Origin of the sequence: Shewanella sp. SM69, from assembly GCF_025653985.1 — a bacterium.
Taxonomy (GTDB): domain Bacteria; phylum Pseudomonadota; class Gammaproteobacteria; order Enterobacterales; family Shewanellaceae; genus Shewanella; species Shewanella oncorhynchi.
Genome location: NZ_JAKKRV010000009.1, coordinates 153,330 through 174,666 on the forward strand (window position 1 = coordinate 153,330; position 21,337 = coordinate 174,666).

23 protein-coding genes are annotated in these 21,337 nt (G+C 37.8%); 20 read left to right on the forward strand and 3 right to left on the reverse strand.

Annotated elements, in window-relative coordinates; all coding sequences use genetic code 11:
* Positions 1–352 precede the first annotated feature (352 nt).
* Positions 353–1,435, reverse strand: a complete 1,083-nt coding sequence (locus tag L5M37_RS13770) for a hypothetical protein (RefSeq protein WP_168826321.1) — start codon at positions 1,433–1,435, stop codon at positions 353–355.
* Between the two features lie 297 nt (positions 1,436–1,732).
* Between L5M37_RS13770 and L5M37_RS13775 the strand changes: the two genes are divergently transcribed.
* The 4 genes from L5M37_RS13775 (at position 1,733) to L5M37_RS13790 (ending at position 7,134) form a co-directional block, all read left to right on the forward strand.
* Positions 1,733–3,193, forward strand: coding sequence for a WH2 domain-containing protein (locus L5M37_RS13775; protein ID WP_263200846.1), 1,461 nt, complete (start codon positions 1,733–1,735; stop codon positions 3,191–3,193).
* A gap of 517 nt (positions 3,194–3,710) precedes the next feature.
* Positions 3,711–4,262, forward strand: a complete 552-nt coding sequence (locus L5M37_RS13780) for a transcriptional regulator (RefSeq protein WP_263200847.1) — start codon at positions 3,711–3,713, stop codon at positions 4,260–4,262.
* A gap of 395 nt (positions 4,263–4,657) precedes the next feature.
* Positions 4,658–6,034 carry a hypothetical protein gene (locus L5M37_RS13785; RefSeq protein WP_263200849.1) on the forward strand — a complete coding sequence of 459 codons (1,377 nt, stop codon included), beginning with the start codon at positions 4,658–4,660 and terminating at the stop codon, positions 6,032–6,034.
* Between the two features lie 233 nt (positions 6,035–6,267).
* A complete protein-coding gene (locus L5M37_RS13790) occupies positions 6,268–7,134 on the forward strand; it encodes a hypothetical protein (protein WP_168826328.1) in 867 nt (288 codons plus the stop codon).
* 240 nt (positions 7,135–7,374) lie between these two features.
* On the opposite strand, the gene L5M37_RS13795 is transcribed toward L5M37_RS13790, so the two are convergent.
* Positions 7,375–7,734 carry a C58 family peptidase gene (locus tag L5M37_RS13795; RefSeq protein ID WP_263200851.1) on the reverse strand — a complete coding sequence of 120 codons (360 nt, stop codon included), beginning with the start codon at positions 7,732–7,734 and terminating at the stop codon, positions 7,375–7,377.
* Positions 7,735–7,826: 92 nt separating this feature from the next.
* Positions 7,827–8,468, reverse strand: coding sequence for a hypothetical protein (locus tag L5M37_RS13800; protein ID WP_263200852.1), 642 nt, complete (start codon positions 8,466–8,468; stop codon positions 7,827–7,829).
* 557 nt (positions 8,469–9,025) lie between these two features.
* On the opposite strand from L5M37_RS13800, the gene L5M37_RS13805 reads away from it, so the two are divergent.
* The 16 genes from L5M37_RS13805 (at position 9,026) to L5M37_RS13880 (ending at position 21,283) form a co-directional block, all read left to right on the forward strand.
* On the forward strand, positions 9,026–9,304 hold the full coding sequence (locus L5M37_RS13805) for a hypothetical protein (protein ID WP_014620520.1): 279 nt from the start codon (positions 9,026–9,028) through the stop codon (positions 9,302–9,304).
* 49 nt (positions 9,305–9,353) lie between these two features.
* Entirely contained in the window at positions 9,354–10,049 is a 696-nt protein-coding gene (locus L5M37_RS13810) for an EscR/YscR/HrcR family type III secretion system export apparatus protein (protein ID WP_168826332.1), read from the forward strand.
* A gap of 7 nt (positions 10,050–10,056) precedes the next feature.
* Positions 10,057–10,734 carry a type III secretion system apparatus protein VscT2 gene (locus tag L5M37_RS13815; RefSeq protein ID WP_263200853.1) on the forward strand — a complete coding sequence of 226 codons (678 nt, stop codon included), beginning with the start codon at positions 10,057–10,059 and terminating at the stop codon, positions 10,732–10,734.
* On the forward strand, positions 10,727–11,014 hold the full coding sequence (locus L5M37_RS13820; protein ID WP_173248293.1) for a hypothetical protein: 288 nt from the start codon (positions 10,727–10,729) through the stop codon (positions 11,012–11,014). The genes L5M37_RS13815 and L5M37_RS13820 overlap by 8 nt, the downstream gene beginning before the upstream one ends.
* The gene (locus L5M37_RS13825; protein WP_263200854.1) at positions 11,004–12,467 is read left to right on the forward strand and encodes a secretin N-terminal domain-containing protein; all 1,464 of its coding nucleotides are present in this window, start codon (positions 11,004–11,006) and stop codon (positions 12,465–12,467) included. The genes L5M37_RS13820 and L5M37_RS13825 overlap by 11 nt, the downstream gene beginning before the upstream one ends.
* Before the next feature lie 2 nt (positions 12,468–12,469).
* The gene (gene vscN2, locus L5M37_RS13830; RefSeq protein WP_263200855.1) at positions 12,470–13,732 is read left to right on the forward strand and encodes a type III secretion system ATPase VscN2; all 1,263 of its coding nucleotides are present in this window, start codon (positions 12,470–12,472) and stop codon (positions 13,730–13,732) included.
* Positions 13,686–14,081: a hypothetical protein gene (locus tag L5M37_RS13835; protein ID WP_173497860.1), complete on the forward strand. Its 396-nt coding sequence runs from the start codon at positions 13,686–13,688 to the stop codon at positions 14,079–14,081. Before vscN2 ends, L5M37_RS13835 begins: the two co-directional genes overlap by 47 nt.
* 4 nt (positions 14,082–14,085) lie before the next feature.
* A complete protein-coding gene (locus tag L5M37_RS13840; protein WP_263162477.1) occupies positions 14,086–15,738 on the forward strand; it encodes a hypothetical protein in 1,653 nt (550 codons plus the stop codon).
* A complete protein-coding gene (locus L5M37_RS13845) occupies positions 15,725–15,958 on the forward strand; it encodes a flagellar biosynthetic protein FliQ (protein WP_173248286.1) in 234 nt (77 codons plus the stop codon). The genes L5M37_RS13840 and L5M37_RS13845 overlap by 14 nt, the downstream gene beginning before the upstream one ends.
* A 40-nt stretch (positions 15,959–15,998) precedes the next feature.
* Entirely contained in the window at positions 15,999–16,373 is a 375-nt protein-coding gene (locus tag L5M37_RS13850) for a hypothetical protein (protein ID WP_173248284.1), read from the forward strand.
* Between the two features lie 574 nt (positions 16,374–16,947).
* Positions 16,948–17,193, forward strand: coding sequence for a type III secretion system inner rod subunit SctI (gene sctI, locus L5M37_RS13855; RefSeq protein ID WP_006079534.1), 246 nt, complete (start codon positions 16,948–16,950; stop codon positions 17,191–17,193).
* Entirely contained in the window at positions 17,193–17,738 is a 546-nt protein-coding gene (locus L5M37_RS13860; RefSeq protein ID WP_173248282.1) for a type III secretion protein, read from the forward strand. The genes sctI and L5M37_RS13860 overlap by 1 nt, the downstream gene beginning before the upstream one ends.
* Positions 17,725–18,216 carry a regulator gene (locus L5M37_RS13865; protein WP_263162472.1) on the forward strand — a complete coding sequence of 164 codons (492 nt, stop codon included), beginning with the start codon at positions 17,725–17,727 and terminating at the stop codon, positions 18,214–18,216. The genes L5M37_RS13860 and L5M37_RS13865 overlap by 14 nt, the downstream gene beginning before the upstream one ends.
* Before the next feature lie 29 nt (positions 18,217–18,245).
* The gene (locus tag L5M37_RS13870; RefSeq protein ID WP_173248278.1) at positions 18,246–18,734 is read left to right on the forward strand and encodes a tetratricopeptide repeat protein; all 489 of its coding nucleotides are present in this window, start codon (positions 18,246–18,248) and stop codon (positions 18,732–18,734) included.
* Positions 18,735–18,902: 168 nt separating this feature from the next.
* Positions 18,903–20,090 (forward strand): hypothetical protein, encoded by a 1,188-nt coding sequence (locus tag L5M37_RS13875; protein WP_173248276.1) that lies wholly within the window; start codon positions 18,903–18,905, stop codon positions 20,088–20,090.
* A 20-nt stretch (positions 20,091–20,110) separates the two neighbouring features.
* Positions 20,111–21,283: a hypothetical protein gene (locus L5M37_RS13880; RefSeq protein ID WP_173248274.1), complete on the forward strand. Its 1,173-nt coding sequence runs from the start codon at positions 20,111–20,113 to the stop codon at positions 21,281–21,283.
* Positions 21,284–21,337 lie beyond the last annotated feature (54 nt).

The following is a 21,337-nucleotide window of genomic DNA, read 5'->3' on the forward strand; positions in this document are numbered from 1 at the left end:
CTAGCTCACCTTAGTAACTTGAATGCGATAAATGCTGACATTGATTGCCCAATGTTAATACTAAGCAAATGAAATTGCATGGGAATACTCGCGTTTATTCACGCTATAGCTGAAATTGTAACTAAATTGGCATCAGCAAAAGAGGTGATTTAAAAGCCATTATGCACAGAGATGATTTAGTGGGTAAAAATAGTACACATACTTTGATGAATGTACTATTTGCATGTTCAGCTCTTAAAACCATCACTGACTTAAGAACCGTTGTCAGCTCCATAACCATAAAAAGTGGTTATGGAGCCATCTATGGAAATAGAGCTCCAATCGCTTATTGTTACAAGCGGTTTGAGACAGTTTATTTCCAATTAATCATATCGATTAAGGGCGTTGAATCGCTATTGGTTCCTGGACACTTAAGTAATGCTCCTGCTGTCGCTTGGTACTCAGGCTTGATGTGCTCTTGTATCCAGCCTTGAGCTCTTATTAGATCCTTACCCATGAGCCCGAAAATACGTTGTGGGTTTACAACTGGGGCATTTGGGAAGAAGTCACCGCTAGTGGCTTCAATCATGCTCAATAAAATGGCGTAGTTATCGTGGTTTTGGTCTGCGAGTGGATCCCCGTTTAAAATCGCATTTGTTAAATGCGCTGTGGTGTACTCTGGCGTGCAGACAATACCATTATCGCCATCGTTATAATCCGCCGCGACCAGATTTTCCACATCAATATGATGCACATGGCTGCCTTTATAGGTTAGATTTTCAGGTTTAATATCGTGCAGGAATATCTCCTCGCTATGTAAGGAACATAAATCTTCTAAGAGTGATTTAAAGTGAATTAAGGGAATCTTGTCCCCTTGTTCAATTAATTGCGCTACTTCAATGCCACCATTATGGGCAATCATGGTCGAATCGTTTACATAAATAGAAGGACAAATTGAAGGATGCGATCTAAGTTGGTTCATTGCTAATTGGTTGTATTTATTTTTATCTATATCAAACGTGTCATTATGAATATGTAATTGCACAAATTGACTATCTTGGCGTACTAACTGTTTGAAGGTTCCTTTCCCAGCAGGTTGAAACTTAGTCGGTGTTTTTGCGACTAATTCGGTTTGTGCATTATAGAAGTAGCTACGTCCTGCCTTAGCATTTGTGAGTGATTTAATACCTACTGTATTGAGCTCTTTTTCAGCTTTTTTTTGTTGATAAGAGCGATAACTTTTTTGTATTAGCTGAGCCGCTTCGATTTTCACTCGATGGAGAGATTTTTTGACATTGTTGATCTCTGCGAATGAACTTATCGTTTTCACAGGCTTTAGCGTATCAGCTCTACGTTGGGAAAGTTTTACGATATTGAGCGTGTTAGGTATAGCTGCGAATTGATTGTAGCTTTTATAGCTGGAAAAATTAGAATAATTGCTTGTATGAATCGGCATTATCAAATCTCTGAATGGAATATTAATACTAAAATAAATGAAAATTTTATTAATGGTTAATGGCAAATGATGAATAAAAAATGATTAATTTACTTGCACAATCCTAATTTTTAACTAACTAGTGATTACTTTTACTTGTCTAAATAAACAGAGTGATTAAGTCATTCCACTTTTACTCAGAATATTTCAGACAAAGTCTGTGTGTCCCTCTTCTACTTATTTATATAGTGATGGAGTAGATAGTTAATTGCTCACACATTTATAACATTAGTGAGCCTATGATCAGAGGAGTACCGGATGCCAATTTCCAATCACATCATCAATCCACCTTCATCAGATATCAAGAGTGAGGGCGTCAGTAACGCCGCAACTGATAAACTCGAGATTAAGCAGGTGAGTAATAGGCCTAGTATAAAAAAGCGTTTTTTATCGCTGTTTCAATCTATCCGTCTTAAATCTCGCTCGAAGAATGGCAAAGAAAAGTCAGTTGCGAATAAACCGCTTCAGTTAGCCAAACCAGCCCAAGTTGCCAAAATGGCAGTTACAGCGCCGAAGCAAAATGCGGATTCTAGACTGTCATTAATGCAAGCGATTCGTGATGGCGTTGAGTTGCGATCGGTAACGGCAGATCAGAAAGCGCGACCTGTGACGCCCAATGCCGATACTTCATTTTTACAAGAAGTATTGAAAAAAATGCAAGACGCTCGGATGGTTTTATCCAGCCAAAGTACTGCACCATCCACAGTGCAAGGAGATATTCAGCCTCCTGTCGCATTAACTATGGCAAGTGGTACATTGCCACCGCCACCGCCACCGCCACCGCCACCTTTGCCGCCACCGGCTCCGATCCTGCCAGTAGGTGCGATGGCAAGTGACGTGGTTGCGCCGTCAGGTGGAGGAAAGGACGCTTTGCTAAATGCAATTACAGGTTTCAATAAAAACAACCTTAAAAAAGCAGTTACTGGAATCAAAAATGACGATGTTCAGGCACCTGCAACAAAAAATGAGCCCATGGATGAACTCTACTCTGATGAATTACTTAAAACAGCGCCCAATATGAATCAAGCTAATAGAGAGTTGCTCTGCCAACAAATTAGTGATTATGTTGTCAATGCTATGGAGGTTAATTGGGAAGGCATTTTACTCGATCAATATGGGCAGTATGCGGATATTGATGCGTTAGAGGCGGCAATGAACGGGCAGTCTAAATCGATTTCAAGTTATTGGGCCGAAGTGAAACGTTTTCCTGATCTATGGAAGCGAGCCGATGTTGTGTCTGATCAGCCTTTCCAGACGCAGCGTAAAGGTGTTGCCACTGAAACGATGAGTCGCCTCGATTCAGGAAAAACACGGCTTTTCCGCTCGGATAGTAGCCGTGGCGCCATTGAGATGAAAAAAGGGGAAGCCATTTTAGATGGGGCTCGTCGCACAGCCAATCAACTGACGACAAATGAAGAAAAATTGAATTTACTAGGTAGCAATTACCGTCAGTCAGCACTCAAAGTTCTTACAGAAATGCCTTTTATGGAAGGATTCGCTACTAAGAATGGTAAAGATGCGCAGGCAAAATTGGAAAAGCAATTCATGGCAAACATCCATGGAGCCGACAGTCTTAAAGCAGATATATCAAGATTTCTATCGATTCATATGAAAACTGGATTTGAAGACTTTACCTTTTTAGGACAGGAGGCTTTGGTCAAAAAACAGAGTGAGTTAATAAAAACATTACAATTAAAACTGGGTTATTCTAACAGTTAAGCTAAAAATAGTAAGTCGGGTCTAAGTAGATATTTTGGGCCTGGCTTATGACTTAATGTATATAGATTTGTAAACATAAACATATGTGTACACATTAATAAATTAAGTTTCAACACTAAACTTTCCTAAAGGTAAATTTTTAATTTAAAATAATTAAGGTGAGTATAATAAAGTGTGTCATATTTTAAAGTATGAATATTTAGGTTTTTGTTAGTTATATTCTCTGTGGTTCCCGTAGTTCCTTATCACCTTCTAAGCATATCAGCACAATGTACTGTAATCTTAATAATTAGTATTTACATTCGGCAGCTTGATACATTTGGTTTCGTTTGTTTTTCCATTGTTTTCAAAGCTGCAAAAGGTCCGCACCTTGTTTTTTGAGTGTGTTTTTTTCGATTTTTTTCTGGTTAATTCATCTTTTTTTGGCGATTTTTTATTACTTTATTCTGAAAAAAAGACCACAATGTAACTCTGAGTTAATTTTGTGATGAACGAGTAATTCTTAGGAGGAATAGCAATGGCAAGAAACTATGCGTTAGGAAATCAGATGGTTTTTGATGTGCTTAAAAGACAGGTTAGCACTGAGGATAATGTAGTTAGCATAGGTGGACGTGAGGCTGTAATATTAAAACTACTATGTGATCATGTAAATGAAGTTGTAGGTAAGGAGTATATACAAGAAAAAGTTTGGGGTAAGGTTTTCGTGAGTGAAACATCATTGATCAAAGCCATTTCTAATTTAAGAAAATCTCTTGCGCAATTTGATAACTTAGCGTGCGAAATAAAAACCATTTCTAAAGAAGGTTATATACTGATTCTGGATGAAAGTGTTTCAGGCGTTTTAATTGAAGAGGAATATCCGATTTTTGAGATAAAGAATATTAAGCAGAGTCGTAAAGAATCCTTAAGTAATATCAATGTTTCTCCATATTCAATCGAACGAAATTTATCAATTCGTACTGACATACCAATGAGAAATATATATTTTTTATTGGTATGTTTTTTCTCTGCTCTTCTTGCATCTATGTTAACAGTAGGAGCAATAGTCGTTTTCAATAAGTTTTTTTAAAATTATATTTCACGTAAATTTAAACTTATGCGTGCCAAGATTCATATTGGTTGACTTTTGTTTTTAAAATAATAGTTGATTCAATCTAAAAGATTTTTAGTGTAATTTTTCACGTTCAAATTCAACCTTGAAACGAAATGAAATCATACGCAAGATTGTCTTAAATATTCTACTAGTATTCTATAATTTATGGGCTTCTCTACAGAGATTTGAGCCAAGGATAAGGCTTTTTTTGCTCCTTTAAAGTCACTTTTACATCTTGGTATAAGCGCGACTGTTGGTTGTTATACATGTCGTTCGGTGATAGTTATTTTTTACGGATTTTTTCATAAGTAATCTGGTGATATTGATGTGCAGGATGATGGATAATTAAAGCTTAACCTCTAGGAGATATTATGCTTTCATTAAACAAACTAGCTGCATGCGGACAGACTGAAACATCTGAAATCATGGATAAAAAAAATATTGATTTAGATGTCAAAAAAATTTCCCACATTGAGAATAAAGATCCCATTGTTTCTTTAAGTAAATTGTTGAGTCCAAAACCTTACCAAAAAGTAAAAGTAGAACTAAAAAGCGGCAGTGAAATTTTTTCTTCTTTAATTAAAAATAAATTAATAAATGGTAAAAGTACTGCTTCTGAACGGGCTCTCGATGCAATGGCATCTAGTTTAACTAATATTCTTAATACGGCAACAGATGATGTAGATCTAAGTGGGAAGAAGGTATATGTGAAAAACTTTCTTCAATGCGATCAAAGTAAGCCTGTCAAAGTGACATCTGATCAATTTACATTAGTGCATAAAGCAGAGATCTTTTCACGGTTATCAGTATGTTTTGATGGGTTTATGAATTCTAATCAAAGTGAGTTATCTGAACGTTTGAACACAATCAGAGACAAATTATCAAAAAATGAAAAATTGAATGAAAGTGAAGAGAAACACTTATTTGAAAAATTAACTAAAGATGCATTGAAGGACACTCAAGGTAATAACCTTTATACAAACAAACTCTTGAAACCAGAAAATTTAGTGTTAGAGTTTCCTGGTGATGCTGCGGTTGTTAAAAATGAAACTGAAGCAAGAAATAATAAGATATTAGTTGAGAATTTTGGCTTTCCTAGCAGCCTTTTAGATAGACCAAGCGCTAAGCTCCATGAAACCTATGCATTAAACGCATTTATGAGTGAAAAAGGTGAGCCAGTTAATTTAGGTCAGCTTTTTGGTGGTGCCTTGCAAGGTATTATGCGGGACCCTGTCGATTCCAGTAAAAGTAAAAGTGGCTTATTTAATGAGGGGATTTTAGCTTCTGGGGGGTTACATTTTGATTTTAAGCCTAACGAAAAAATGTATCAAAATAATATCGATACGTTAGGCCAAGATATACTTGATTTAGCTGTAAACCTCAATATCGATAATTTCAGCCGTCCTGATATGGAGGGTTTCACTGCAGGTGTATCTGGAAATGCTCTGCATTATACCATTCAGACAGCTAAACTCTGTCGTGCCACCAATGCTACATTTAATTTCGAACAAGTGCTTGATGTATGCTTAGACCACTTAGTTGGTGATAGCGTAAAGCAGCCTGTGCATCATAGTTTACCTGAAGTGATACAGGGGGCATATATAGCCAATATGCTAATAAATAAAGGTGTATTGGATAAAAATGATAAAATTATGAAGCATGATGAAATGTATAGTAGTTTAAAGAGTGCCATTTCTGATGCAGATAAAAAAATCACAGACTTGATGGCAACGACTTATCGTAGGTAATGAGTTAGTCTCTGGCATTAATTGATATCACAATGTCTCAGTGTTAATAAAAAACCACTTTTAAAAGTGGTTTTTTATTGCAGATGTTATTTAAGATGTGGTTAATGTTTTTATATTTATAAACTAAAGCCATTTGTAGTATGAGAATAATATTAATGTATATTTTGCATAGTCATTGATTGCATTCTTCGTGGAAGATGGTGTGCTTTTCATCAACAAATTTAGAGGTGTATATGTCACTTATTATAATTCCTTCCCTTCGAGAAAAGCTTGGGTTAAATATATCATCGAGTGAATTAAAAAAGTTGGATGTAAAAAGTGTTCGTAATGTGGATATTTTACGCTTAAAGCAAACTTTGATAAGGAGCCTGAATATACAAAAAAGGGAAGTAATAGCCACATTTTTAGCTAAGCTAGCTACACCACAAAAACTACTACTACCAAGACCAAGGTTGAAGCCACAACTGCAGCATGAAGTTCTGCCATTGCATCTAGCACTGTCAAGTCATGTTGACTCAATAAACATCCGTCATCCAGAAACAATATCTCAATTAAAAGAGGAGGCTAAGGCGGGAAAATATGAAAAATTTGAGGGGACAAATCGAGAAGTATTTATCGATAAAAAAACAGGGAGAGGGTATAAGATCTTTAAACAAGATAGTACGTGGGGAGCGTTAACTAATGCCGACTTAAGAGTAAATGATGTATATCGTAATCATAATTTCTATGATGGTAAGTATGCAATTTTTGCGAACAATGACCTTATTACTATGAGGGATGATAGAGTATGTGGCTCTCCACGAGTAAGAGTGTTTACTTTTCAAAAAATACCAGGTGCAAAGCATCTAGATAATCATGAAAAAATTCCATATTCAGTGCTGGTTATGATGGAACAAGCAGGTTTTAGACCTTTTGATGTAAAGCCTGATAATTTTATGAAAGTCAAAAATTCACATGGAAGATATGACTATCTGCCTATTGATGCAAAACAGATAGGATTAACGAGGAGCAATAGCGAACGCTCTAGGGAGGTTCGTGAGTTTAAGCAACAACATGGTCCTTATTATTATGGTCAACGTTATGTTGATTATAATAAATAAAACTCATTAATTTGAATAGTCATTGGGTATTGGTTAGTGTTAAACGGCTGGACAAAAATGGTCGGGAAGTGAATGGTTACTCAATATCCTCACTATAAAGCTGCGAGCAACCAATTGAAGTGAAAAAGGCTAGCTTAATATTTCTCCATTAAGAGTTGCAGATAGTGGAGGTCGCAATGACGACCTCCTTCTTTGAAAAGTGGATTTTACTGGGAAATCAGAGAAATGTTCGGAGCTATGCTAATTATTTTCTTCAACTGCAGTTAATATTAAGTCTTGATCCAGCTTTAAGTCTGTATATATTCTGGTCGATGAAGTCAGAATAAATGACTTCATTTTTTCTGACGTTGAAAAAGAAAACTCTCCAAGATTAGGATCGAAATATTTGTACTGTTTCGCTTGGTCGTCGATAAATGCTGCGACTTCATGTCCATAACCTTTATTTTTGGGAGAAAGACCCAATAAATGGAAACCTGCCTTTTTTATATTAAGGTTTGTTTCATTTTCCGAGACAGCTAACCCACTAGATTGCAAATATGATGCTACTTCTTTGTTTATTTTTAGGTTAACAACTTCTTCTAAACCCTCTTTTGTGTCCATATCATTAAAAAAGTGAACACCCTGATGTTTGTCAGCACACCATTTTATGGCGAGCGTTGAACATAGCCCATCTTTACCTACTTGAATATTCTTCAGTATGCTCGATTGATCCCAAGTGACATCAAGACATCCACCGAAATGATTGGCAAGCAGTTGTTGATTTTGTGGTAATGAAAAAGTATCGAGAGAATTTTTTTAGTCGCGTTAGGTTTTAAAGCTTCATCAAGTTGACCACGATTTTCATATTTTTTGAAAATGCCATCAACCACACTATTATCTGAGAAGCTTGCTCTTATGAATTCAAATAATTCTCGATAATTGCTAGGGAGAGTGGTCAGCTTAACCCCTACGAGCTGGAAATCTCTAATGATAGCAGATTGGCCAATCGTTTTATCATTAGTCTTATGAATGATGCTTGCAAGCCGTTTATCTTTATTGAATGCTTTTAATACACTTTTCGTTAATCCTTTAGTACTAAGTGTTGATACTTCATTTTTTGTTTCTTCTCGTTTTACATCAAAAATTCGACCATATTTTGCATCACTAATTTTATCCTTCAATATTATAACTTTTTCCCGTTTAACAGGCTTTTTTGTTACTAATAATGTTTTGTCTAACCGAGAAATGTCGACTTTATTAATGCTTTTTACATCTATATTTTCAAGATTACTCAATTCGATCGATGAAACACTTAATCCAAGATTAGATCGTATTGAAATTGGAACAAGAGACATAGACACCTAAAATTTTAATTGCAATATTTATAGTGAATATTAGTATATTTAGTTAGATATAATTGTAAGATTGTTTATGAAATATTAAGGCAAAGGTTACCATGCAAGTCTTATGAGTTTAAATTGTCGATTCAACATATAAATGACTATAAGTCATGCAGCTTGATTTAACTTAAATGTATGGGAAGAGATAATATCTATGCAGAATGTTCGGCGCGGCTTACAGCTTAAAGGTTCAGAAGATACAGGTCATTGTGATTTACGGTAATTTGATTTTTTAAAAAACCATATTAATCAGTGGCTTTTGGCCGTGTTCAACAGACGCGCAAAGCGCCAAGGATAAATTAATACATTAGCTGATTGTGCTTTTAATGAGCTTTTTCCGTGTTTTATCAGAAGTTTTCACTGGCTTGGCCTGGCGCAGATGGCTTATATTTTGCGCATTCTAGAGCTATCTAGAAGTTTGTGCATGTATGTAAAATTAAGTAGGCATGTTAAGTATAAGTAGGCATGTTAAGCATTAGAAATAAACGTATGAATAACTAGGGATGTATTAAATGGCTCAACAATTATCAACTGGGTATATAAGTGGTGTTTTTGGCGGTTTAGTTAATAATGCCGACGATAAGGTCAGTACATTCATTACCGATCATACTGGAAGTGTTGATAAAGATGGAAAATTTACACCAGATAAAGATGGTACACTTATTTTGAGTGCATCTGATTCTTTATCTCTACAACAGTTAATGGCAGATCAAAGCATTACCGCTCAAACCTCAACCACTACATTAAAATCAATTAAAGACTCTATTTCTGCAGCGGCAAGAAACATTTAACTTTAATTTTAATTTTATAATGCATTATGGGCAATAGAGAGTGCTATAGATGTTGCAATTATTGAATCCAGATAATGCATTTTCAGGAGCAAATTTAATTTTGCTCCTGACTCTGATCTTGTTGTCTACCGTCTTTTTTATCTGTTTCTCTGGATATGTTAAATATAATATTGTACTTAACATCATTAAAAATGCGGTGGGTACACAACAAATTCCACCTACAATAGTAGTGAATTTACTTGCGGCATTAATGGCGCTTAATAGTATTTGGCCTGATATAAAACCCGGATTAGAGAGGGTTAAGCCATATTTTATTGAGCAGATTAATGGAGGAATAGACCCTGACGTCTTGCAATCATCCTCCCTATTTGAGGATAAAAAGCCAGAACAAGTGACTATGTATTATCTGGTCAGCAATGTATTTGAGTTTTTCCCTGAACTGTTGGCGAGGGCGCAGCGTAAAACTAATGAACTAACTGGCATTATTGACATCCCACTTAATTTTGACTCAGGGAGTGATACACTAAAATATTTTCTTGGTAATCTGATTTTAGATTTGTATCAAGGTTTCGAGTTTGGCCTAAAGCTATACATGATATTTGTGAGTATTGATTTTTTAATTGCCGTGATTCTCAGTGGTGTCGGTATGACTATGTTATCACCGACGGTAATATCGACACCTGTAAAACTCGCAGTATTTTATTTTTCTGATAGTTGGACTATTTTATTTAGAGCGCTCCAGTGATATGGACATGCTTTTATTTCCTAACTGGCTGTTATTTGCAGGATTATTTTTATTTTTAAAAATTTATAATCCAACACGTCTTTATCTTGATAATTCGACGGCACTTGCTATTGCTGTTGGACTTGCAATTGTTATAGATTATAGTGATTTAGGAAATATTCCAACTCCTTTTTGGGTATTAAGCGTTATTATTTTTGCTATGTTTTCATCTGTACCTTATTGGCTCAGTGGTATGGTTGGCAGTGTTATACAACAGTTATTATTGCTTAACGAACAGTCTGTACAAGATAAACGTTTTACTGATGAGTCTGAAGCGCTATCTAAGATTAGCTCTTTGATGTTTTTGATGTATGCCTTGGACTCTGGTGTGGTTTTTAGACCTTTGCTGGCGGTGATCTCAGAGAATATTGAACAAGGTGCTAATGTTGGTTTTGATACTTTGTATTTTTACATCACTGATAGCTTAACTATGATGGCTATGGTGACTGGTAAATACATGGTTCTGTTGTTGTGTATTACTATTTGTTGTGGCTATGTTGACCTTTTTTTCAAAAAAGCTTCTTTATCTATTAGTACAACAGCAGATATTAAAGCTATCACCATGATTATTATTCTTAACCTATGGCTGTTACAAGATCAGTTTTATGTTTTTAAACAAATAATGAAAAAGGCAGGGTATGAGTAACATTAATTTATTGAATGTCACATTGAATAGTCAGCAAATTAAAACCACTTCAGAAAAGGATGCCCTTCAGTTTGAGTCAGAACTCAAAGCTGCTGGTGAAGTACATTTAAGTGAACAATTTTCCGATAGCCAAGTAAAAGTACACGCTAGTAAGCAAAATGATTATGTTACTGAAGAAGAGTTTACGATGAAAATAGTAGAGCAAGCCATTATTAATCAAAGTATCAGACAAATGAAAGTCAGTCAGGAACGTATGAAGGAGATACTTGATGAAGTCTAGAATCTTACTTATTTTCTTTTTGTTTACGGCATTTACTTGTCAGGCAAAGGTATTTATCAAGCAGTCTGATATCGATTTGAAAGGTGCATTGGCGGCAATCGCTAAGGATATGCAGCTAAAGTTAGTTGATGATATTGAAGAAAAAAAGGCTAAACAGCCTATTACTCAAACACTCTCTGGTGACGGTCTCGATTTGTTGGACCAGCTTTCTGATGTTTATGATTTTGATTGGTATGTATATGGCGGAACACTAACGGTTCACTCTGGTCAGGCTTATATAAATCATGCATTTAAACCAAGAAATATTACGCCAGCTAGCCTGCTTAAAGAATTAAAGAGTACGTTCAGAGCCAATAATACGACGAAAATTGAACTCGTGGGCAGTGGCAACTCTATCTTTATTTCAGGAACGCGTAAGTTTGTTAATGACGTTGTTGTCTACTCTAATATGATTGATAAAAATCAGTTTTTAGAGAATGGTAATAATTTGGAATTGGCACGGATCGAGTTTGATTATATATCTGTTATGGATCGCCAAATTGATTCATATGATGGTAATGTTATTTTTCCTGGTGCGCAGTCTTTAATCTCTTCGGCAATTGAGAAAATTGGTCAGTTTGAGAATATTAGCGATGGCGAAATGGTTAAGCGCGCTTATAAACTAAAACTTAACCAAAATGATAAACAACAGCTTGAAGAGGATGAGTTTACCTCTAAAGTCCAGGTATTACCTGGAAGTAATGCATTGCTAGTTCGTGGTACCCCTGAGGAGATCCAGTTAGCTAAGCGTATTGCCACTCTTATTGATGTTAAACGGCAGCAGTTGCTATTTTTCCTTCGGGTTTATGACGTTTCGGTAGAGCGAACTGAAGCACTAGGTGTTAATAGTTCATGGTTGAATGGCAGTCGAGGTCTGTACGATATTATCGTTCCTCCCTTTACGGATACAGTAGATTTTTTCAAAAATTTTCAAGCTTTGTATACTAATAATATGGCTAGAGGAGTATATGAAACTAATCTCTTAGTCTTAGAGAACCAGCAAGGGCATTTTGGTAAAAAAGAAACGGCTACAGTTGTACTTATATCTGATAAGCAAGTATCAACTCAAAAAATTGAGGCCGAAAATAGTTTGTATGTCACTGGCCGTTTATTGCCATCAGGAAAAGTGCAGGCGAAATTTAGCTATATAGAAGAGTCACTGAGTGATGATAAGACAGAGGGCGGAGCGACTCAGGCGCCTAGAGTTAACTCTCAATCTTTGACATCAGAAGTCTATATTGAACCAGGGCAGACCGTTATTCTTGGAGGATTTGACAATACAGTGACTGATAGTGTCGAGAGTGGTGTCCCTATCCTTTCAAGTATTCCTTGGTTAGGTGAATTATTTAAGAGTAAGAAGGAAACTAAACGTAAATATAAACGTTACGTATCAGTGTCATTTAAGGTTATCTAGTCATGATCAAACATTTTTTTAAGGTTAAAGAATCTTATCAAGATACAGTGATTTGTCATGTCAGTATAAATACTTTTGTGGGGCAGGAGTGCTTCATTATCACAGTCGCTAATGAGCGCATTCGTGGTGAGATAATGAAAATTACTGGTAAAAGAGTAGAAATTAAGTTGCTTCAGCCTGGGGCTATTCAACGGGGAAGTAAAGTTGAAATTACCCCGCGGCGCTTCTGTTTCCCGCTGAATGAAACCGCTCTTATTGGTAAGGTCATTAATTGCTATGGTGAGTCATTGTATGGTGAACAATATTTGGGCTGTGAGGGTGATTACTATGATTTACCCATTATCGATAAGCCTATACCGCTTAATATTCGCGCACCAATCGACACTGTCTTTCCAACAAAAATTAAAATTATTGATGGCTTATTCACCATTGGAGTAGGGCAGCGTTTGGGCCTATTTGCCCCCGCAGGTGCTGGCAAAACTACTACGGTTTCGATCATGGCAAATAACATGGATGCCGATGTGGTGATTTTCGCCATGATTGGTGAGCGTGCAAGGGAGGTGGTTGAGTTTTTGGAGGGGGAGATTGGTCCTGCTGTGATTCAAAAATCGATCACTATAGTGTCTACATCCGAAGCAAATCCGTTGGAGAAAGTGAGATCGGGTTTAGTCGCTGTATCTATTGCTCGGCATTACATGGCTCAGGGCAAGAAAGTGGTGCTCTATTTCGATTCATTGACACGTTTTGCACGTGCACAAGCCATGTTAGATGGTACTCCCATCGAGGGCGGAATTCCGATCGGAGTCTCTTTGGCACTGTCACGACTGGTAGAGAATTGTGGTAACTCTATTCATGGCTCTGTGACTGGAATTTTTACGGTATTGATTGAAAAAGAAATTGATGAAGATCCTATTGCACATGAAGTTAAGTCACTGATTGATGGACATTTGGTCTACTCAACGACAATTGCTTCTACTGGCCGTTATCCTGCTATTGATGTACTAAAGAGTAAGAGCCGTCTACAAAATAAAGTTCAGGATCCTCAATATGTAAGTCTTTCTGAAAAGTTCAAAGATATGGTGTATCGCTATTTTAATGTTGAATTGTTAATCCGAGTCGGTGAGTACGAGAAAGGTAACGATTTGGCGACCGACGAAGCGATAGAGCGCTTCCCATATATCATGGAGTTTTTGAAGCAAGGTTACGACGGGGTCGAATATGAAGAAACCCTCCAAGCAATGGATCGAATTTGGTCAACTTATTGATGTAGTTGACATCAGAATTGGCAAGCAACAACGTAAATTAGCCAAACTAAATTTGAAGCATCAAGAGCTATTGGATTCGATAGAGGCCTCATGGGCATTAATCGCCAATGAGCAACAAAAGTTAAAAAGTCTAGTCGTTAAAGACGAATTAAATGGGCTTTCTCGTTTGTTTCAGCGAAGAGAAAGCGTTAAGTCTCATATCGAGTCTTTATTCTTCGATGCGTCTGTGACCCAGCAAAATGCTAATGAATTAGCAGCCGAGATTGCCCTTGTTATCGCTGAAAAGCGAAGGCAAGAAAAACGAAAGGACGCTTTAGCTGAGATCCAAGAACAGTTAAGAGATGAGTGACAAAATGACAAAGATGGATAGACTTGCCCCAGTTGCCCAAATAGCCTGTTTGAGCCCAGTAGAGAGCGAATTTGAACAGCTTTTGAATCTATCAAAACGGCAGGCTTCTTCTCATGATACATCAACATTTGATGGTGAAAAGGAGGCCATTAAAAGCCATGAGGCTGAGCAAGAAGAGGGTTTTATTTGGGGGCATGTTGTACCTGTCACGGCTTATGTACCACTTCGGCAGCATATATTTTCGGCGAGTAAAGCTATCAGAATCCATTCGTCTGATGCAGTTAGTGGCAGTCGGCTTAAACTCGAGACCAGTGAACCATTGGCAAATGTGGCTAATTTGCAGCGGCCTAGACGTGCAATACCAGTAGCGAATCATGTTCAATCTCAGTTAAAAGTGAGCAACACTGATGAGGTTGCGATGAATACCCAGGTGTCATCTTCAACGGTGCCAGTCAGCAAGTCTTTGAACACAGCTCAGTCAACAGTAGGTGCGGATAAGATTACGCTCCCTCTGAGGGCAAAGTCTGAACTTTCTCAGCCATTACTCAAGTCGTCACTAATAAAGCAACCTACTACGGCAATGGGGTTTGAGTCAGTAGCGAATGCTCAAGTGTCAACGACGCTGGTTGGCAAATCCTTGATAGTAGGGCAACCAGTTGTGAATTCAGAACAGGCTACGCGCTCACAGACGCGATTACCTCAATCTATTGCGGCAGTGCCTCAACCGACTCAGTCGTCACCAATTAAGTCGCCACTAATAAGTCAGCCGCCCGCTGTTATCGGACGAGAGTCTGGAGCAAATGCTCAAGTGTCAACGACGCTGGTTGGTAAATCCTTGATAGTAGGGCAACCAGTTGTGAATTCAGAACAGGCTACACGCTCACTGACGACACCACCCCAGTCTATGGCGGCAGTGCTTCAACCCACTCAGTCGTCACCAATTAAGTCGCCACTAATAAGTCAGCCGTCCGCTGTTATCGGACGAGAGTCTGGAGCGAATGCTCAAGTGTCAACGACGCTGGTTGGCAAATCCTTGATAGTAGAGCAACCAGTTGTGAATTCAGAACAGGCTACGCGCTCACTGACGACACCACCCCAGTCTATGGCGGCAGTGCCTCAACCTACTCAGTCGTCACCAATTAAATCACCACCAATAAGTCGGTTGGCGGCTATGGAGGGGGAGTCTGGAGTGAATCTTCAAAAGCAATCAGAATTAACAGTTGCTCACTCTAATGTACCTGTTTTGACTCGAGTACAGCGAGAATCGAATGCTAATAAAGGCTTATCCGCCGGAGAGAAGAAAGAAGACCCGGTTATTAAAGCTTTTGTACCAGTTCATTCAAATTTAGAAGTAAAGGAGGGAGGTCAGCACATAAATAAGGTTTTTATTGAGGAAAAATCTTCAGTTTTAGTAACTCAGATGGAATTACCAAGTCTAGGTTCTAAACTTGTGGCGATTGGAGCTGTGAGTGCAGGCATGACTGTCCAACCTGTATTGTCTTCGTTGATGCTGCATTACCAAATCGCACCCGAGTATTTTACCCAATATGCGCAATTGAACACCTATCGAGTATTTTTTCGCAATAAGTACTACGTATTCCAGTTTGAGGATAACAAAGTGACTAACTTTCTTGAGGATTATTATGACCGTCATTGATGTCACAGCGGCATGCTTAGACATTCTCAAGAGTGCGATTATTATTTTTTCGCTTAGTTTTGTCGTCACGGGAGTTATTGTCGGTCTGTTGCAAACTGTGTTTAGTGTGCAAGATCCAGGCTTACCTATGGCGGCTAAATTAGTTGTATTTATCGTTTTACTTACACAAGTTGGCGGTGGGATTTATGATCAATTCCATCTGCTTTTTGGGCAACTCTAACATTGAATAGTTAAATATTAACTTTTAAACGGAAGGTATTATGAAAAAACTCAGAGAAATTGTTTATAAAACACTCGTAGATGATTTTAATGTGTCACCAAGCTTATTATCTCGCATCGAGGGTGATGATCCTATCGCAATCGAATTGAATGGCGGAGAAGAGATATTTGTTTATATAAATGATAGAACATTGCAAACTTTTATTGAAATCCCCTTGCGTGATCAACGCATGCTTAAAAATAAAGCACCTAAAATAATAGAGAGTCTCATGTCTGATGAAGACGTTTTTTTCAATATAAAGAAAGAGAAATTAACAGTAGTGACAGAGTTTTCCGCAGATATCGCTAATGTAGAACGAGTGTTGGCCGGTAAGCTGAAACTGTTCAATAACATGGTTGCATATATCAAAGTCTAGCCAGTAATTTACATCATTATTCAGGAATGAAATTTCTGCAGTTGATGATTCAAGAGGAATGATTTAGTTAATTTTAATGTTCTTTCATTATTATCTGTTCATCAACTGTCTCCAGTATATCCGACTAAGCTGGCTCCATAATGCACTGAAAAAGTGGCTATTGATTCTAAATCCAATGCAACGCGTGTTCGTCATGTGACTAATGGTGTCATCTATAGCCCTTTTAGCAATCAATTGTCTACCCGATAAAGTATTAAGAATATTTATGTTGTAGGCCATAGCGAAGCTGTTCGACTACAAATGACTTACTTAGAGAAGGAAAGGTGTTGAAGTTTTGGGTAAAGCGTAAAACTGAAGCCGATAAATACTTTCCTAAAGCGCATATATTTGGATATGACGGGTTAGGAGTTTAACTAATAACTCGGGGGCTATTAATTAACTCATTGTATTAAAAAGTTATTTTTAAACTCGTGTTTTTTCACTTTGATTCCAGTTTGTTCATTTGCTTGCTAACGATAGCAGCGGTTAAATATCAAACATTGTGAAGCGTATTGATTTAAAGAGTTGTTTAGAAATGGTAGATCTTAATGTACAAGCGATACAACCTTCTGTATTTGAAGATACCTTTAATAATATTGGTGAAGGTTTTCAAGAGATTATGAATAATTTACAGAAGATAAATGATGGCAAAACGATTACCTTGCAGGATACGTTGGCCTTACAACAATCGGTATTTCATTACAGCATGTATCAGGAAACAGTAACTAAAATTGCTTCGAAGTCTGCCACTGCAATAAATGATGTCATGAAGGCCCAGTGATGAAAAAACTGTACTGGATAGTTTTTCTTGTACTCTTTGGATGTAATGATCAGGGCCGAGTAGAAGTTGCCAATTTTGATTCCGCTGATGCAGCTAATAAAGTGGTTGTTCTGCTGGCCCGATATCAGGTTTCCGCTTCTTTATCTATTAGTAAGGATCGTCATCTTGTCTATGTTGATAAAGATCACTTAGCTCAGGCGAGAGAAGTGTTAACAAAATTCAATTTCTATTTTGAACGAGAAGATCTAAATGATCTGCTTGAGTCAAAATTTGCTAGCTTGAGTAAGTTAGAGATAGTGAAGGGAAACTTGCTTGAGAGCCGCGAAATATATAACAAAATTAGTGTTATTCCCAATGTGCTACGGAGCAGTGTTATCGTCACTGGGGAAAAAAATAAGCGAGTCTCGGTTATTATTTTTAGCTTTGATGAAATCGAACGTGAAAATAAGTTGAATATTGAGCGTTTTTTGAAAGGCTTAGTTTCAGAGTTGGATACATTAACTGTCAGTTATTTTTTTCAGAATACGGGTAATGAAAAAGTATAAAAAACTTCATCAAACATACTTACATTATTTACTGGTCAATCGGCGACTTTCCCCGGATCAATATAGTGTGCTTACATCACTAACCGAGAGTGAGGTACAGGTATGGTTTACACCTAGACGTTCAAAAATTACTGCTTTAGTGAAAGTATTGGGTAGCGTAGTCATATACCAAGCTCGCAAAGGTGACGCGAGTGATCGCTCTTGGCTGCTGAGCAAGCAATATCTCAATCAAAGTCAATATCTCTGGTCAAGTACACTAGGAATTAAACTCGATTCTAATGTGTCAAAAAATATGTGCACCCAAAAACTTGGAGTAGCATTATTGGCTATTCACAATCCACGTCATGCCATCATTTGGGCTTTAAGACTAGGTATATCACTGCCAGAATCCATATTAGCAGTAAAATCTTCAACTAGACTTGATGCCTTTATCTTACAAGTCGCCAAGGATACAGATATCGAACTCAGCGGCGGGTAAAATAACCGTTAAAATTGGATTGAATTTATATGAAAAAAAATACAATACGCCCAGGTGAAACCTGTGATGACTTTTTTGAGCTATTGAGTGGCACAGTCATTGAAAAAGATATTGCAGCTATGCGTAAGTCGCAGAAAATCACAATAACTCAACTAAAATCAATTTATGAATTAGGGGTTAAGTTTTATACTGACTTCCAATTTAAGGAAGCTGAGATTGTTTTTTCTGCCTATGTTGGTTTAAATCCGTATGATCATCGAGGCCCAGGATGTCTAGCTGCCATTTTTTTGGAAAAAGGGCAATTTAAAAAAGCTTTGGAAGTGCTAAACATATTAAAGACTTTCCCGACAAATGATCTAGATGAAACTATTCTCAACATTTCTTTGTGTCATTATAAGTTAAATGAATATACCGAGGCTAGTGTTACCTGGCTTATTGTAAAAGAAGATAATTTAAATGATTTCTATCTGCAACGATATCATTATCTTAAGTCGCAGCTGAGCCCGTATTTACCTTAATTATAGATAGTATTGCAGAGTCAATATGAAACAACCATTTGAATCTAAGTTTTTTCTTGAGATATAAGCCAATTTCATGACTCACACATTTAGCTGTTCTGTGTGAGTGCATTCCCAACCTGTACCATCAAGAGGATACAGGATTCTTAAATTGTAGAGACTCTATAAATGATAGTGAATAATGCACGAGTGTTATCAGATGCGCTAAATTTTGAACAAAAAAGTTCATCTTTGACTGATGCCGATAAAAAAAATCTAAATGATATAGAAAAGTTAGTTAAGTCTGCCTCCCAGCAAGAAGAAAAAACAAATAAAGCTCTGCCATTTACTAAGAGTGAGCCATCTCCATTTCAGACGCTTGCTACTTTTGCTGCCCATCAGAAAGAAGTTGTACGCTCAATGGTTGGCCTGAGCTCTGAAAGCGCGATCGCCTCTGCTTTGGCGGGAAGCATTGAAGCTTATGGTAAACAATTAGCACATATACAAGGTTGGACAACTGGTGGTCTGCCGATGTTCGAAAGTGCAATGAGAGAAATGTTCGAAGGTTTTCTGAAAGATGGTATCACAGGTAATGAAATTGAAGATTTATTTCAGCTAGCCATTATGGATTACATTTCACACTCAGCTGACTTTCCAGATCTCACGCCACAGATGATGGAAGACATGATGCATTTTTTAGAGAGCACGGGTTCTGGTTCACATGGATATCATGAGGGCTGGAATGGACAGAAATTCGCAGATAAAAGTACAGCTATCTTTGACTTTATGTTGAAAAATGCTCCGAAAGACAGCCTGTGTAATGAAGTACTAACATTTTTAAAAGATAAACAAGGCGCACCATCTGCATTAGTCGACCACTTTAAAAATAATTTTGAAAATAAATATTCGTTTATTGGTGATGCTGGATATCCAAGTGATGCAGGTGTCTCGCCTATGTTACGTATGGCACTAATGGCTGCCTATTTAAATAAGTATCCTGACGTAACGCAAGATACGATAAATTTATTTCTCACTGGGTCAGTGGGTGAGTTGAATGACTTTATTAAAAATAATACACCGGGCGGAAGTTATACATCTGCTATGGATTTTCTCTTTAAAAATGATGGTCACGGGGAAGATAGCGGTTGGCGTGAAGTCACTCAAAATGGGCATAAGGTGATTGATTGGGAGGGGGTTGGATTGGATTCCGGTTATTTTAAAGATATGTATACCGACTTTCCACCACGCGAGTTAACCGATGAAGATATTAAAGAAATTAACCGTATCGGCGATCAAGTGAAAATGATCCAGCAGACCCTTAAGTACTGGATTCAGATCTGCCGGGATGAACTCATGGCATTCGCTAGAAATATCTAACAATCAACAGGGAGTTTGCTATGAGTATTAATGGTGTTTCTGGTCTTCAGCCCCAGTGGACATTGCCGTCTACAACCGAAAATGCACCACTTAAAACTATGCAGCCTGTCGCGAATGAATCTAAGTTGGCGATTGCTGACCGTGCGCTCGCCTCACTCGATGTCGAAACGGGGGATGTAACAACGCTATTAATGGTTGCGGCGCAGCAGAAACAAGTGGTGATGGCTATGGCGGGTCAACATTCCGAGGCCGTTATTGCTTCGGCTCTTGCGACGAGTATTGAGGGCTATGGAAGTCAATTAGACATCGTTAATAAGTGGACCAGTGGTGGAAAACCTGCATTCGAGGCCGCCATTATGCAGATGTTTACTGCTATGAAAGAGGGCGGGATTAACGGAATTGAGTACGAGAACATGTTCCAGCTGGTGCTGCTCGATGTGTTGAGTAATAGTAAAGAGTACGGTTTAGAAGACGCTAACTTCTTGAAAGAATTGGGGACTCTACTGGAAAAAACTGGTAGTGGCAGTCATACCAATTGGGATTTTACCCCTGAGCAATTGGGGGCGAAGGTCAATAATGTTTGGAGTACTCTGAATAGTGCGATTCAGGGGGGGAAAATTCCAACGGATAGCATTGCTTACCAAGCTATGTCAGCTATGAGTGGCGGCAATATCTCATCGACGACGCCCACAGAGTTATCGAGTCGCTTTACCTCGTCTGTGTATAACGATCCCAATGCCGGTGGCTGGATCACCAGCGGCCTTAACGATATTAGCCCTATGGCAAGAATTGTGTTGCTGAGCGCGTTAAACGGTGATCAAACAGTATCGGCAGCCGAGGTCGAGACCATTCTCACTGGCAGTAAAGCAGAGGTTGATGGACTACTCACTAAATTAGCCAATATGGATGCGATGGCGTACTTGTTCAGTGCTAAGTGTCCTGGTTGGCAGAATTCGTCGGACACAAATAAGCCTTTACCACCTGGAGTGACTCAGGCCTTCGATTATGACGGAACGATTCAGGCTCAATATTTAACAGATCTTTATAAAAACTTCTCGCCTAGACAGCTTACTGATGAAGATATTAAAGAAATTAACCGTATCGGCGATCAAGTCAAGATGCTGCAGCAGACCCTTAAGTATTGGATTCAGGTCTGCCGTGATGAGCAAATGGCATTCGCAAGGAACATCTAAAGAGTCGTGTTTGTATTAAGTACAAAATAGAAGGGCATGGTAGCACTGGGAACA

Bases quoted from the DNA above. Each gene is read 5' to 3' on its own strand.
- L5M37_RS13810 (WP_168826332.1), top strand. From the start codon at position 9,354: ATGTTGCAATTATTGAATCCAGATAATGCATTTTCAGGAGCAAATTTA.
- L5M37_RS13780 (WP_263200847.1), top strand. From the start codon at position 3,711: ATGGCAAGAAACTATGCGTTAGGAAATCAGATGGTTTTTGATGTGCTT.
- L5M37_RS13790 (WP_168826328.1), top strand. From the start codon at position 6,268: ATGTCACTTATTATAATTCCTTCCCTTCGAGAAAAGCTTGGGTTAAAT.
- L5M37_RS13850 (WP_173248284.1), top strand. From the start codon at position 15,999: ATGAAAAAACTCAGAGAAATTGTTTATAAAACACTCGTAGATGATTTT.
- L5M37_RS13795 (WP_263200851.1), bottom strand. From the start codon at position 7,734: ATGGACACAAAAGAGGGTTTAGAAGAAGTTGTTAACCTAAAAATAAAC.
- vscN2 (WP_263200855.1), top strand. From the start codon at position 12,470: ATGATCAAACATTTTTTTAAGGTTAAAGAATCTTATCAAGATACAGTG.
- L5M37_RS13800 (WP_263200852.1), bottom strand. From the start codon at position 8,468: ATGTCTCTTGTTCCAATTTCAATACGATCTAATCTTGGATTAAGTGTT.
- L5M37_RS13815 (WP_263200853.1), top strand. From the start codon at position 10,057: ATGCTTTTATTTCCTAACTGGCTGTTATTTGCAGGATTATTTTTATTT.
- L5M37_RS13785 (WP_263200849.1), top strand. From the start codon at position 4,658: ATGCTTTCATTAAACAAACTAGCTGCATGCGGACAGACTGAAACATCT.
- L5M37_RS13840 (WP_263162477.1), top strand. From the start codon at position 14,086: ATGACAAAGATGGATAGACTTGCCCCAGTTGCCCAAATAGCCTGTTTG.
- L5M37_RS13825 (WP_263200854.1), top strand. From the start codon at position 11,004: ATGAAGTCTAGAATCTTACTTATTTTCTTTTTGTTTACGGCATTTACT.
- L5M37_RS13860 (WP_173248282.1), top strand. From the start codon at position 17,193: ATGAAAAAACTGTACTGGATAGTTTTTCTTGTACTCTTTGGATGTAAT.
- L5M37_RS13880 (WP_173248274.1), top strand. From the start codon at position 20,111: ATGAGTATTAATGGTGTTTCTGGTCTTCAGCCCCAGTGGACATTGCCG.
- L5M37_RS13805 (WP_014620520.1), top strand. From the start codon at position 9,026: ATGGCTCAACAATTATCAACTGGGTATATAAGTGGTGTTTTTGGCGGT.
- L5M37_RS13775 (WP_263200846.1), top strand. From the start codon at position 1,733: ATGCCAATTTCCAATCACATCATCAATCCACCTTCATCAGATATCAAG.
- L5M37_RS13875 (WP_173248276.1), top strand. From the start codon at position 18,903: ATGATAGTGAATAATGCACGAGTGTTATCAGATGCGCTAAATTTTGAA.
- L5M37_RS13770 (WP_168826321.1), bottom strand. From the start codon at position 1,435: ATGCCGATTCATACAAGCAATTATTCTAATTTTTCCAGCTATAAAAGC.
- L5M37_RS13820 (WP_173248293.1), top strand. From the start codon at position 10,727: ATGAGTAACATTAATTTATTGAATGTCACATTGAATAGTCAGCAAATT.
- sctI (WP_006079534.1), top strand. From the start codon at position 16,948: ATGGTAGATCTTAATGTACAAGCGATACAACCTTCTGTATTTGAAGAT.
- L5M37_RS13835 (WP_173497860.1), top strand. From the start codon at position 13,686: ATGAAGAAACCCTCCAAGCAATGGATCGAATTTGGTCAACTTATTGAT.
- L5M37_RS13845 (WP_173248286.1), top strand. From the start codon at position 15,725: ATGACCGTCATTGATGTCACAGCGGCATGCTTAGACATTCTCAAGAGT.
- L5M37_RS13870 (WP_173248278.1), top strand. From the start codon at position 18,246: ATGAAAAAAAATACAATACGCCCAGGTGAAACCTGTGATGACTTTTTT.
- L5M37_RS13865 (WP_263162472.1), top strand. From the start codon at position 17,725: ATGAAAAAGTATAAAAAACTTCATCAAACATACTTACATTATTTACTG.